The 12,634-nt window shown below is 39.4% G+C and carries 12 protein-coding genes; 6 read left to right on the top strand and 6 right to left on the bottom strand.

Annotation, left to right across the window (positions count from 1 at the left end; all coding sequences use genetic code 11):
• Positions 1-67: 67 nt before the first annotated feature.
• From ACI4L0_RS08600 to ACI4L0_RS08575, 6 genes are all read right to left on the bottom strand, one after another.
• Positions 68-724, bottom strand: coding sequence for a hypothetical protein (locus ACI4L0_RS08600; RefSeq protein ID WP_439799758.1), 657 nt, complete (start codon positions 722-724; stop codon positions 68-70).
• Positions 725-736: 12 nt separating this feature from the next.
• Positions 737-1,099, bottom strand: a complete 363-nt coding sequence (locus ACI4L0_RS08595) for a helix-turn-helix domain-containing protein (protein WP_288715797.1) — start codon at positions 1,097-1,099, stop codon at positions 737-739.
• A gap of 462 nt (positions 1,100-1,561) precedes the next feature.
• Positions 1,562-1,915, bottom strand: coding sequence for a PIN domain-containing protein (locus ACI4L0_RS08590; protein ID WP_439799757.1), 354 nt, complete (start codon positions 1,913-1,915; stop codon positions 1,562-1,564).
• Positions 1,912-2,130 carry a hypothetical protein gene (locus ACI4L0_RS08585; protein WP_439799756.1) on the bottom strand — a complete coding sequence of 73 codons (219 nt, stop codon included), beginning with the start codon at positions 2,128-2,130 and terminating at the stop codon, positions 1,912-1,914. Before ACI4L0_RS08585 ends, ACI4L0_RS08590 begins: the two co-directional genes overlap by 4 nt.
• Positions 2,131-2,353: 223 nt before the next feature.
• Positions 2,354-6,394 carry an Eco57I restriction-modification methylase domain-containing protein gene (locus ACI4L0_RS08580; RefSeq protein ID WP_439799755.1) on the bottom strand — a complete coding sequence of 1,347 codons (4,041 nt, stop codon included), beginning with the start codon at positions 6,392-6,394 and terminating at the stop codon, positions 2,354-2,356.
• The gene (locus ACI4L0_RS08575) at positions 6,394-7,329 is read right to left on the bottom strand and encodes a restriction endonuclease subunit M (RefSeq protein WP_439799754.1); all 936 of its coding nucleotides are present in this window, start codon (positions 7,327-7,329) and stop codon (positions 6,394-6,396) included. Before ACI4L0_RS08575 ends, ACI4L0_RS08580 begins: the two co-directional genes overlap by 1 nt.
• Positions 7,330-7,438: 109 nt before the next feature.
• Here ACI4L0_RS08575 and ACI4L0_RS08570 point away from each other — a divergent pair, with 109 nt between their 5' ends.
• The 6 genes from ACI4L0_RS08570 to larC all read left to right on the top strand — a co-directional run bounded on the left by ACI4L0_RS08570 (position 7,439) and on the right by larC (position 12,555).
• Complete coding sequence (locus ACI4L0_RS08570) at positions 7,439-7,780, top strand: helix-turn-helix domain-containing protein (protein ID WP_439799753.1); 342 nt, start codon at positions 7,439-7,441, stop codon at positions 7,778-7,780.
• Positions 7,781-8,044: 264 nt separating this feature from the next.
• A complete protein-coding gene (locus ACI4L0_RS08565) occupies positions 8,045-8,707 on the top strand; it encodes a DUF4405 domain-containing protein (RefSeq protein WP_439799752.1) in 663 nt (220 codons plus the stop codon).
• A gap of 326 nt (positions 8,708-9,033) precedes the next feature.
• On the top strand, positions 9,034-9,426 hold the full coding sequence (locus ACI4L0_RS08560) for a DUF2992 family protein (RefSeq protein WP_439799751.1): 393 nt from the start codon (positions 9,034-9,036) through the stop codon (positions 9,424-9,426).
• 325 nt (positions 9,427-9,751) lie between these two features.
• Positions 9,752-10,576, top strand: coding sequence for an ATP-dependent sacrificial sulfur transferase LarE (larE, locus tag ACI4L0_RS08555; protein WP_439799750.1), 825 nt, complete (start codon positions 9,752-9,754; stop codon positions 10,574-10,576).
• A 12-nt stretch (positions 10,577-10,588) separates the two neighbouring features.
• Complete coding sequence (gene larB / locus ACI4L0_RS08550; protein ID WP_439799749.1) at positions 10,589-11,284, top strand: nickel pincer cofactor biosynthesis protein LarB; 696 nt, start codon at positions 10,589-10,591, stop codon at positions 11,282-11,284.
• Entirely contained in the window at positions 11,281-12,555 is a 1,275-nt protein-coding gene (gene larC, locus ACI4L0_RS08545; RefSeq protein WP_439799748.1) for a nickel pincer cofactor biosynthesis protein LarC, read from the top strand. Before larB ends, larC begins: the two co-directional genes overlap by 4 nt.
• The last annotated feature ends 79 nt before the right edge of the window (positions 12,556-12,634 follow it).

Here is a 12,634-nt window from a genome sequence, read left to right as displayed (position 1 = left end):
TAAACTTACAGCTTTTTTTGTCTTTCCGCACCGGATAAAGCAGAAAGACTTTTTATGTCTGTTTTCATCAGCTTAATGCCTCCTCATTAAAATAATCATTTTGCATTGCAAAAATGTATGACCAATTAGAAAATTCCTCCATATCCATTTCGGATTCACAGTAAGGAATTCCTCTCGAACAACAGTAACAGACTTCCGCAGCTTTTCTGCTTAAACCACATGAAATTTCGATTTCTTCAATTTTCAGTTTTTTCACGTATTCCTTGCTGCACATAAAAGCTCCAGTAAAAGTATTTGCCTGCCACTCAGGATCCATTGACTTTAATGTTGCATCTGTCATAACTACAATATTCTTTAGTGGAATTTTATATGGAAGCCCCCATTCTTTGAACAGAATATAATGGGCAATTTCATGCATTATTGTAAATCTTGCCCTTCCATCGCCTTTTACCGCCTTATCGTAAACATCAGAGCGAATAAAAATGATATTCTTTTGAGTATCATAATAAGCTTCCTCTTCTCTGTACCATTCATCTGGAACTAAAAATGTTACATCATCATCGAAGAATGATTGAAGCTGAAACTCCAAAATTGAAAGAATGTCAATATACAAAACATTTTCTGCGATCTTGAGAAATTTTCGTGCTTTCATTGCAGCCCTTTCAATATCTTTCCGGCTCTTTGGTTTTACAACAATTAAATTGTAGTCATCATCTAAAGTCATTGCATTACCTCATTAGTTGTGTTCGTTCATCTTTTCGCATATCTCCCTTAATTCTTTCACAGAAAAGTTTTTTAGCGAACGCGCAAACATTACCGTTGCATCAATAGCTTCCGCACTTACTCCTTCCAAATTTACAGTAAGAGCTTTGTTCTTTTCCGCTTCTGCTTTCATAAGTGCAGTTCTCATTTCTTCGTCAAAACCGTATTTCTGACATAATTTTTCTGTCAAATCAACAGGGATACTTCTTGTGCCTGTTTCGATTGACGAAAGATATGCCGGTGACAAGCCTAGATCTGCTGCCATTTTTGCAAGCAAGATTTGATTGTCAATGCGGTAATGCCTTAAAATCTTTCCGTACTCTGTTAAAGCATTCATGCCTTTGCTCCCATAAAAGCCAAGAGGATTGTTTCAACAATCGATTGACTTTTTACGCTGTTCCGCAATGCAATGAACTCGCAGCGCAAGCTTCCAGCGGGAACAGCAGTTGATAATAAAAGTTTGCAACGCAAACTTTAGGTAAGATAAAACCGCGCAATTCAGCAGTTTTATCTTATACTCCTGTCATTTAAATCTCTCGTTTACAATATAACATTTTTATTTTTAAAAGTCAAGTTTTATTCACATTTTGTAAAATGTAAAAAGATGATTTTTTAATTTATCTATCTCCATGCTCGGGAGATAGTTTGTAACACTCAGCGGAGACACTTTGTAACAATGTAAAGAGATATAGATAATTCTTTATAGGAATTTTTACTCCATCGGCTTAATACTCCGCTTAGCGTCGTGTTCTGCAAGGAAGTTATTAACATTGATGCACTTACTCCATCGGGCGAATCATTATTTCAATCGGTTTGCAAGTTTTTTATCAAATGTAAAGATGGTTTCACCCAAAATTTGTTTTCTTGCAATCAATAGACAATCAACAAAGTCAAATTTTGTCTGAGAATAATTACTGAGTGCATTTCTTACCACATCGGCATTATCAAATTCAATTTCGTTTGTAATAGGTGAAACAATATCGTCTATTTTTTCTCGCGGAACGGAGTATAGCTTTACAAGGACATATACAACTTCTGCAATTATTTCGGGGTAAGATTTTGCACCGCTTTTTATAATTTGTGCAGTTTTTTCCGCCTGTTCAGGTATGTCATTCAGCAGATAACGGAGAATTGCATTTGTATCCAGCGTCATTCCGTTTCTCCTGAAAAAGCATTAGAAGCAACAGCATCTTCCTGTGGAATGAGTTTTGGATTTGCATATTGTGCGGCAATTCCTCTGCAAGAAGTTTGTTTCTGTGGTTCAAATTCATCGAGAAATGTAATTATAACTCTCTGATTCGGTTTAACAGTTATATTGCCTTCCGTTATATAATTTTTTCCGTCGTAATATCCTTTTACCGCAATCATACAAAACCTCCTTCAAACGAATTCCTTTTAAAATTATACTTCACTTTTAGAAAAAAATACACTAGTTTATCGGCTTAATACTCCGCTCCGTGTAGTATTCTGCAAGGAAGTTACTGACATCAATGCACTTACTCCATCGGGCGAATCATCTTTTCAATAAAATCGATTTCGTCTTGAGAAAAAAATTGTCACGGATTGGAAACGGCTGATGCCGTTTCGGTTTTTACAGTTTTACTTCAATTTTATCATTAATGTATTTTCGTTCCTCAAGTGATAAGCCGTATTTATCAAACAGTTGTTTATCAATATCTGCAAGAGATTTTGACCAGTCAATATCAGATTTGTTTGTAAAGTCTTGCATCGGGACAAATTGATATACATTTTGATATACATTCTGAGATGTTTTTAAAATTCCAACAATAAAACGTAAGAATTTTGTATTCATATATTTCTGAAGATTTAGAGCTTCAATTTTTGTATTAAAATCGCCTATTGGAATTAATGAATCTGTACAAGCTGTATTCCTATCACCAAAAAATGGTTTTCCTAGGATTGCAACTTTTTTTTCATCACCTAAAGTACCAGCTCCACCATTACCTTTTGATGTGAAAACTTTGTATCTGTCTACCAGTTCAATATTCTTTGTAATTTTCTCGCGTTCGATATAACGAATTTCTTCATACGCACACTGTATTTGCACAGAATTTTCAAAAGGTTCTGCTTTTGTAATTTTTTTTATATCTTTTCCAATCACACCAAATGCATTACGCCCTTTTGTAATTGTTGTAAAAGACGAAAAATCATTTCTGTCTTTGATTTTGTGAATTATGTCAACCATAATCTTCATCGAAAGTATAATGTCTAATCCATCTTCGAATAAAGGACGTTCTGCCAAAATTGTTTCTTTATTTGATTTTTCAATAAATAAAACATTACCAGAAAAGTTTTTGACATACAAGAAATAATTAACACCTCCTGCTATAAGCACATTGTTAAATACATCTTTATTGTTTGCAAAATGAGTTATCATTTTGAAGTGTTTATGATTTTGCACAAATTCTCTGAGTTTAGGAAATGAATTATCCTGTGCATCCGCTGTAAACCAGCGCGAAGGTGTAATAAGAGAAACAAATTCAGAACCTGTCAAAATTGTATTCTTTATAAAATCGGGAAAGACTTGTCTTGAAAGAGAATCGTTTCCTTCGTTGTTGCTTATATTTTCCTGATACGGTGGATTGCCCACGATTGCGTTAAATTCCATTTTTCCATTTCCTTTTTTCCAGAAGCTTTCTGATGTTATGTCTTTTATGAAAGTGTCGCTTTTGTTTTTTAAATCGTTTACAAGATGGTCAAAAGCGTGGGCGTTGATTTTTGTGTCTGTAAAGCCGCAGAGTGTTCTTTGTGTAATTGCCTTTGCCATCGGAGTTTTGCAGATTACATAGATGTTATTTCGGATTGTTTCCTGCCAGAGAGATTCTTCGCTTTGCTCAGAATGACTTGCTTTCTTTGCCCGGAATATCGAGTAAGCGCAGTAAAGCGGATAAAGTCCTGTCTTGGAGTTGATTTCAAGAATTTTTGCTTCGCTGTTGCCCAGTGTTTTTTCCGTTATGTCTTTTACATCGATAAAATGAGGCGGCTCGTTTTCTCCCAAGGGGTTTTCGTAATTTTTGTTGAAGAAAGAATATCCTCCAAGGCAGTCTCCCATGTGCATGTTCACTACGCGCCACGGGGTTAAAACAGTTTCCTTGTCGGGATTCTTAAAGTACGAAAATAATTCTGAAATCTTTTTGGTTCGCTCTGTAACATTAAGTTTGTCCGCCGCCAAAACAATATTGCGGATTCTTTTTCCGGCTGCAATAAAAACATCTTCGTCGTAGTATTTTTCAAAGCCGGCAAAGTTTTCTTTTGTAACGCCCCGGGGCATAAACTCTTGCCAGGAAGTGTCGTCTACAAGTTCAACAAATTTTTTAAGAGTGATATCTTCTGTAATCGGAATTTCATCTCCGTTTTTTCCTCTTGCGCCGTAAATCAAAAGAGGCATGCGGATTGAAATTCCCCGCAGAATGCTTATGGCAGTTTGTCTTTGCTTTTTTGCTTCCTGAACTTTTTCTTTTAATGCCTGCTCTTCTGACGTAAGTTCATTTTTTATCCGTTTCTCTGGCTGCGATGAACTATGCACATATTCTTCTTCTGTAAGTCCCTGCTTGTTTACGTCAATTTTGTCACCGGCTTTGTTTGCTTTTGTCTGCCCGATTATCGTCTGCAATGCACTGAACTTTTCCAATTCAACTTTTGAAAGCTTTAAAAGTTCGTCATTGTAAAGGGCTGCATCGTCAAATCCTTTTGTAACGGCACGCTCTGCATAGGCGGACTTTAACTGCTGAAGAAGGCTTGATACTTTGTAAGGTTTCATTGTACTGCCTTCAATTCCAATTACAGGACAGAAATTTAGAAATTCACCAAGACGATTTTTATCATCAGCTTTTGTTTTCCCGGCTTTTGAATTAAGCGTTACTGCATCTGCAACCATCTTGAGCGTTCTGTCAGGTGCAAAATCAAAAACATAAGCACATGTTTTGCCTTTGCCGTAATCGCTGCACGGAGTCTGTACTCGGAAAATCGTCTGCAAATAGCCGGCAGCTTTTGTTGAATATGTTCCGTAAAGCATAAAGACAGCAGTCCACTGCTTCACGCTAACGCCTGTCGTAAGTTTTCCGCAGGATAATGTGATGGTGTAGCCGTCGTCACCTGAGTTTTTAATTGCCTTTCGTACAGTGTCAAGAGCTTCGCCTGTCGGGTCATCGGGGTCTCCGTCACCTGCAACATTCACAACCTCAAAATTACAAAACACAGGATGTTTTTCAAGCAAATGCTGCAATGCCAAGGCTTCTTTTACGCCCGGTACCATCCATAATGTGTGATGAAAAAGATTGATGTATTCTTTGCAGCTGAATGGATAAAGACTTTCTGTGTTCTGTTTTGTAAGAAGATTTAAAAAGTCATTTACATTTTTTTCGTGAACGAATGAACCTGTGCTGTCGGTGCGGAAAAACTCTGCAAAATTGAATGCTTTATCACCAGCATCAACAAAATCTCCTTTTATAAGTTTTCCTAAATCATAAGTGTACATCCGCATTTCCGGCAAATCGGAATACGGGTTTGAATCACCAAAATGCGTTTCTTCCCATTCCTGTTTTGCCTTCTGTTCCATAACATAATCCCAGGTAAAAACGCTGTCATCATCATCTTCGTAACTGGAAAGAATGTTGAAAGGCGTTCCTGAAAGTTCCAGAAGTTTTGTTCCTTTTTGCGGCTTGAACAAAATGCTTTTTACTTTGTCGCCAAGTTCAGTTGTCGTTCCTTCATGAGCTTCGTCAATGATTACGCAGTCCCAGTCGATGTTAAAAACATCATCGTTTTTGTCGAACTTTCCTCCGACAATTCTTGAACCCCGCAAATCCTGAATCGATGCAAAATAGATGTAATGTTTTTTTTCGTTTTTGAAAGTCTTTTCAAGGTCGCCGATTTCGATTCCAGATTTTTTAGAACCGTAGCGGTATTTGTCTTCTTTTGTAAAAATCTTTCCAAAGTCTTCATGCCAGCCGTCATCAACAACAGGTCGGTGAGTAATTAAAACAGTTCGTTTAAAATTCATTCGGCGGACAACTTCCAGAGCCGAAAGTGTTTTTCCAAATCGCATTTTTGCATTCCACAGCATGCGTGGAGATTTTTTGAACTGTCTGACAGTTTTTTCAATGGCTTCTTTTTGCTCCGGGCGAAAACTGATTGGAATAAATTTATCCATCGGAATAAGAGTATCGATTGCAGCTTCTCTGTGTTTTACCGCAGTGATTGCTTTTATTGCCGTAATATCATCGCAGCAGAACCATTCATTTCCGAGTTTTTCACCATTGAAAGTTTTCTTTTTTATACCAGAATTTATAAGAACCCGATGCACGTCGTAATCGCGGAAACTTTCCGTATTCCAGCTGCCGTCTTTTTTCTGAATTGTTCGGATTGCAAGTTCAGTGTGAAGGAGAGTGACGCTTACTGCCGCCGTTTTTGTGTAAGAGCTGATTCTTTCAAGAGCGGCCTGGTTCAGTTCTCGGCAATTAGATGGAAGGCGGTCTTGCGTTAAATCTGTATCAAGTTTTGTGTCGCCGACTTTTACACTTCCTGCGTGCGCATTATCTTTAATTGAAAAAACATAAATCAGTTTATAAGAAAATGTATTTTTAAATGTTTTCTCTGCTGAGTCTGCCATTATGTTCTCCGCTTTTTCAAGAGTGATTTATATAGAAGAATTTTGTTTTCTTTCCAGTCCATTATTTTGCATGGGAAATTTTCAACTGTATTCATTTCTTCAAAGAGGAATCCCTGCTCACCGTCATCTCCAGATGAAAAAGGCGTTGAAAAAGTGAGTCCGTCCATCTGCCAAAGATTCCAACTGATTATTTCTGCAATTTTGAACTGCTCTTCTTCCGTTGGAAGGCGTTTAAAAAAATGCTTTGTGTATTCGTTGAATGAAAGAAGGAGATTTACCCGTGCTAAAAGAAGATTGTCTCCCTGAAGTTCAAAGCCGTAGATATTTTGAAATGCAATGGTTGTCCACAATAAGTATTCTGCTTCGTTTGTTACGTTTTCTAAGACAACACGCATTTTTCTGTCCAAAAGTCCGATTCTCTCGGAAAGTTTTATGCTTCGCCCTGTAACGCTGTCGTAACGGCTTACAAGATATGGAGCTTCTCCACAGGCAACTTCAAGACGCGAAAGTTTTACATAATCCTGCCAGGTGTGTCCGCTATCCATGTCTTTTGAAAAAGGAATTTTTCCAGGCGAAGTTTTCCATTGTTTTTCGTGTTCAGTATTAAAAATGTTTTTTCTCCCGAACCAGGCTTCATCAATCAGATTGTTCTGAGCGTTGCAAATCCAGCTTGGAGTAAAAACTTCCGCCTTGTTTCGCGTTCGGCTCTGCTGTTCTTCTTTTTGTTTCTGGATGCGCGGTTTTATTCGGTCAGAATTTGTGCCTGTTATTTGAGAGAATTGAATCTGCGATTTTGCATTGATTGGAGCATAGTCATCTGTTGCCCAGAGAATGTTTTTTCCGGTTGTCCTGTCTGCAAGAAGAGCAGAAAGAATTTTTTCTGAGAAAGGGAATGTTTGTATTTTTGTCAGATGTTCTTGTTCTGAGTGTTCCATATACTTACAAAATGCGGAATTTTATTTGTTACTTGCAGTTTGATAGTATATTACATTATAAAAGTTATCGCTAGTGTTAAATATTAGTTTTCACTTGCAAAATGCAAGTATGACAGAAGAGGAATTAAAAAAGATTTTTTCAGAAAATATAAAGAAATTCAGAAATGGCAAATATACACAGGAAACATTGGCAGAAAGAATTGGTGTTTCATCTCAAAATATTAATGACATTGAAGGTCGCCGCCGCTTTCCGAGAACTGACACACTCGTAAAAATTGCCGAAGCCCTGGAAGTTGAAGTCTACCAGCTTTTCATTCCGCAGGACAAAACACCCATTATAATAGAAGAAACTCCCGAAAACGAAAAACTTCGCACTCAAATGACAGCCGAGATTGTTGAAGAAATCCGTTTAGGCGTAAACAGAATGCTTGATAAAATCAAAAAAATTTGAAATGAAAGGAAACTTTTCATTTCGCATTGGTTCAAAGTTTGTTCATCATTCAGCTTCGCTGATTTCGTGCTTGGTAAGTTTTTTTTTCTTTAGCTTACTTGCTGTAAAACATTTTAAGCTGCTTCTGATTTTCTTCCTAATCTGTTCAATAAGTAGCAAAATGTTGCTAAACTTGTGTTTTAGTATTGATTAGTTACAGTTGGATAGGTATATTAGAGATAAGTAACGGTTTGTTACAAAATATCATTTCTGGTAAAATAAATTATGAACAAAAAAATAATTATCCGCCGCGCGCTTGATTTGGCGATGACAATTCTTTCCGTGCTTTTGATGGGCGGACTGTTTCTTTTTCCGAGTGATGTCGTTCACGAAATTCTCGGGGTTGCACTGATTTTTCTGTGGGCGTCGCACATCGTTTTAAACCGCAATTTTTACAAGTCGCTTTTTAAGGGAAAATATACGCCGTTCCGCATTGTGATGACTGTCATCAATACCGCCCTTCTTGCTTCGTGCGTTCTTCTTGCCGTAAGCGGCGTTATGCTTTCAAATCACATTTTCGTTTTTCTGGGAATTGAACACGGAATGGGTTTTGCGCGCCTTGCTCATCTTGCCGCAAGTCACTGGTACTACATTCTGATTGCGCTTCATTTTTCACTTCACGCCGGCGCAGTTTTCAGCGGATTAAAGCTTAAGGAAAAATCGCGGGCGGTTCGTGTGATTGTAAATTGCGCTGTGGGTGCGCTTTCGCTCTACGGACTTTTTGCGTTCGTCCGGCTCGGCTTGTGGAAGTATATGTTTCTGGCGCAGGAATTTTTCTTTTTTGATATGCAGAGGGGATTTGCTCTTTTTGTCCTTGATTACGTTTCGATTTTCGTGCTGTTTGCGGCGGTAGGGTACTGGGTGAATAATGGCCTGCTAAAAAAGTGAAGTTTTTTGACATTAGGTAATGAATGATGGCAAAGACATTGTCCGCAGGCGAATGAAGAGTTGAAGCAGAAAAAGCCCGGTTTTTCATAATTTATACATCATTGCTACGTTCGTTCATTTGTGATATGTTTCTATTGTAAAAACTTTAATACATCTTTCGAGAGAGGCGGTTTTTTGTTAAAAATCTACCTCTTGCTTTTTAACTGAACCTTGTCATTACGCACATAACTTCAGTTTACAAAACTATTTCTCATTCCGGCTTTTTACAGCTACAGGAATTTTACGGCATTTGTTTTTTGTGCCGCTTTCCTGAATCAGGAAGATGTATGAAAATCACTGAAAAAAATTATACAATTACAACAATTTATTTTGACGGCCAGTTTTGGTGTGCCATAATTGAAAAGAATGTGGACGGACAGAATTTTTCGGGACGATATGTTTTTGGCGAAGAACCTTCAAATCCCAGATTATTAAACTGGATGCTCGGCGAGTTTGCAGAAATAAAATTGTTTCCGGTAAATGAAAACCGTAAAATCCGATTTAAAAAACTTGCAAAAAAAAGCAACGGGTCAAAGGGCGTTCCAAAATCATTAAAAGCTTTTTCTGCGGCGCAAAAAGAATATGCCGAAAATAGAAAATCTCAGAAGAGGATGCAGAAAAAAATCCTGGAAAAAGAAAAATATCTTCTAAAGAAGGAAAAGAAAAGGAAAAAAAGTTGAAAGTATACGTCAATGCAGACACTTCTGGCGCAGGAATTTTTCTTTTTTGAGTGCTAATAAAAACTTGGTGAGTTCACTTATTGCATATAAGGCAGATGTCAAAAAAAGCGTAAGTGCAAAATCTGCGATAAAAAAGTCCGCACTCCCCTACTATAAAAATTTTGCAACGAAGTGTAGAATAAAAGCCGAATCGTTTTTAGAGCCGCCCGGAAAATTTCATTTTTTGGGCAGCTAAAAAAATGCGCTGGATAAATGCATTTGCCTTATTCAGTGCCAATTAAAGTTCGCAGGTTTCATTTACCGCAAATTTACAACGGAGGCTTTTATGAATCAGTGCGCGCGGCGCAAACAGAATTCTTGCGCAGATGAGTTTGACATTCAAAAGCTGAAGGAATATATTTCTTCCCTAAAAAAAGCGGCGGTTGCATTTTCAGGCGGCGTGGACTCGACATTTCTTTTAAAAACCGCGTACGATGTTCTTGGCAAAAACTGTACCGCCATAACAGCAGCTTCCTGCTTTGTTCCTGAATGTGAATTAAAAAGCGCAGTGTCATTTTGCCGCGAACAAAAAATTCCCCATATCGTTTTGAACATGGAGCCGCTTTCAGCTGAAGGTGTTGCAGAAAATCCAAGGAACCGCTGCTATCTTTGCAAGAAAATAATTTTTGAGCAGATAAAAAAAACTTCAAAGCAAAACGGAATCGAGCATATTCTTGAAGGAACCAACAGCGATGACCTGGGCGATTTCCGTCCGGGACTTGCGGCTCTCCGTGAACTCGGAATTACAAGTCCGCTTTTGGAATTCGGATTCACAAAAGAAAGAATCCGCGCCGCAGCAAAACAGGCCGGACTTTCATTTTGGAACAAGCCTTCATCTGCCTGTCTTGCAAGCCGCTTTGTATACGGCGAGCAGCTCACAAAAGAAAAATTATTGCGCGTTGAAAAAGCCGAATCATTCCTGCGCAGTCTTGGATTCAGTCAGCTCCGTGTGCGAGTCCATCAGAATCTTGCCAGAATTGAAGTGCTTCCCTGCGAAATGGAAAAACTTTTCGGCATGCATAAAATCGTAAGCGAGCATTTTAAATCCCTTGGCTTTGACTACACCGCGCTTGACTTGTCCGGATTTAAAAGCGGCTCGATGAATATTTAAGCGGAGTTTTTTATGGAAAAGACAATAGACCTGGGATTTACAAAACTTGACATGGAGCGAAAAGAAAGAACCGGCTTTGCGGAAGTTGTATTCTGCGAAGGAAAGGCGGATTCCCATCTTATAGAAATTTTCCGCACGCTCCTGAAAAAAAACGGCACTGTGCTTGGAACACGGGCAAGTCCGCTTCAGGCTCAGAAAATAAAGGAAGCCTTTCATTCTGCATCTGTGGAATACGATTCTGTTTCGCGGATTCTCACTGCGGACTCAGCGGAAAATGCGGGCTGTAAAACAAAACGCACCGGGCTGATTGCAGTGTGCTCAGCAGGAACAGCGGACATTCCTGTGGCAGAAGAAGCTGCCAGAACGGCGGAATATTTCGGCGCGAATGTAGAGCGTTTTTTTGATGTGGGTGTCGCAGGACTTCACAGGCTCCTGGAAAAAATTGAAGGCATACGAAAAGCAAATGCCGTGATTGCCGTTGCAGGAATGGAAGGCGCGCTCCCGTCTGTGCTTGGAGGACTTGTGTCTGTTCCCGTTATCTGCGTTCCGACCTCTGTGGGCTACGGCGCAAGCTTCGGCGGAATTTCAGCTCTTCTTTCAATGCTCAACTCATGCGCAAACGGAATTTCCGTAGTGAACATAGACAACGGATACGGCGCGGGCTACATTGCCTGCCAGATAAATCAGCTTGCGGAGGGAAAAAGATGAACAGTTTATATTTTGAATGTAACGCAGGAATTTCAGGCGACATGGCGGTTGCCGCAATGATTGACATGGGCGCAGATAAAGAAACACTGATGCGCGCGCTTGATTCAATTCAGGCGGAAGGATTTGCTGCGAAGATTTCACGGGCACAGAAAAACGGCATTGACTGCGCAAGCTTTGACGTGATTTTAGACAGCGCCCATGAAAACCACGACCACGACATGAGCTACCTTTTTGGAAATTCCCGGGAACAGGAAGAACACACGCACTGCCACGAGCACCGCACAATGACAGAGATTTCACAAATTATCAGCACAGCAAAAATGACAGAAAAGGCGCGGACTCTTGCGCTTAAGATTTTTCAAATCATTGCAGAGGCGGAAAGCGAGGCGCACGGAATTCCTGCTGAAGAAGTTCATTTTCATGAAGTGGGCGCGCTTGATTCAATCGCTGATGTGATTGCACTTGCGGTCTGCTTTGAAAACCTGCGGCAGACTTACGGCATAGAAAAAGTTTATGTTCCGTTTTTATGCGAAGGCAGGGGAACGGTTAGATGCCAGCACGGAATTCTTCCAATCCCTGTTCCGGCTGTTGCGAACATTGCGCGCAAATATTCCCTTCCCCTTTTGCTGACTGAGGACACAGGCGAATTTGTAACGCCGACCGGAGCTGCTTTTGCCGCCGCCGTCATGACAGACAGATGCGCGCCAAAAACTTTTTTAATCCGCAGAACAGGACTTGGCGCCGGAAAGCGCGCATACAGCCGCCCGAATATTCTTCGTGCATTTTTAATAGAAGAAAGTGATTTTAATATTCAGCACGACACAATTATAAAACTTGAGGCGAACATTGACGATTCAAGCGGCGAAGCATTAGGCTTTGCACTGGAAAAACTTTTTGAAGCAGGCGCGCTCGATGTGAATTTCATTCCATGCTTTATGAAAAAAAATCGTCCGGCATATCTTCTGACAGTTTTGTGCACAGAAGAAAAAATCACTGAAATTGAAAGGTTCATTTTTTTGAACACAACTACAATCGGAATCAGAAAAAGCAAAACAGAGCGAACAATTCTTCCCCGTCAAATTCAGACAGTAAAAACAAAGTGGGGAGAAGCAAAAGTAAAAACAGTCAGCCTGTATGGAGCGCAGAAATTTTACCCGGAATACGAAAGTGTCCGGACAGTCTGCGAGGAACACGGACTTCCGTTTGATACTGTATATCGGGAAATTGCGCAGTGCGCAGAAAAAAATTCTTCAGCCAGCCACGGCGAATGATTCGCATTTGAAGTGCGAGGCCTCTTAGAATTCTTTTTTGATTTTTGGAAGTTCTTTTTCCCAAATGCCTGCCATATAT

The organism is Treponema sp., assembly GCF_051883275.1.
Classification (GTDB): domain Bacteria; phylum Spirochaetota; class Spirochaetia; order Treponematales; family Treponemataceae; genus Treponema_D.
Note: the sequence above shows the minus strand (reverse complement) of the source record. Positions and strands in the feature narration are given on the sequence as shown.

Bases quoted from the DNA above. Each gene is read 5' to 3' on its own strand.
- ACI4L0_RS08590 (WP_439799757.1), bottom strand. From the start codon at position 1,915: ATGACGCTGGATACAAATGCAATTCTCCGTTATCTGCTGAATGACATA.
- ACI4L0_RS08585 (WP_439799756.1), bottom strand. From the start codon at position 2,130: ATGATTGCGGTAAAAGGATATTACGACGGAAAAAATTATATAACGGAA.
- larE (WP_439799750.1), top strand. From the start codon at position 9,752: ATGAATCAGTGCGCGCGGCGCAAACAGAATTCTTGCGCAGATGAGTTT.
- ACI4L0_RS08580 (WP_439799755.1), bottom strand. From the start codon at position 6,394: ATGGCAGACTCAGCAGAGAAAACATTTAAAAATACATTTTCTTATAAA.
- ACI4L0_RS08595 (WP_288715797.1), bottom strand. From the start codon at position 1,099: ATGAATGCTTTAACAGAGTACGGAAAGATTTTAAGGCATTACCGCATT.
- ACI4L0_RS08600 (WP_439799758.1), bottom strand. From the start codon at position 724: ATGACTTTAGATGATGACTACAATTTAATTGTTGTAAAACCAAAGAGC.
- ACI4L0_RS08565 (WP_439799752.1), top strand. From the start codon at position 8,045: ATGAACAAAAAAATAATTATCCGCCGCGCGCTTGATTTGGCGATGACA.
- larB (WP_439799749.1), top strand. From the start codon at position 10,589: ATGGAAAAGACAATAGACCTGGGATTTACAAAACTTGACATGGAGCGA.
- larC (WP_439799748.1), top strand. From the start codon at position 11,281: ATGAACAGTTTATATTTTGAATGTAACGCAGGAATTTCAGGCGACATG.
- ACI4L0_RS08560 (WP_439799751.1), top strand. From the start codon at position 9,034: ATGAAAATCACTGAAAAAAATTATACAATTACAACAATTTATTTTGAC.
- ACI4L0_RS08570 (WP_439799753.1), top strand. From the start codon at position 7,439: ATGACAGAAGAGGAATTAAAAAAGATTTTTTCAGAAAATATAAAGAAA.
- ACI4L0_RS08575 (WP_439799754.1), bottom strand. From the start codon at position 7,329: ATGGAACACTCAGAACAAGAACATCTGACAAAAATACAAACATTCCCT.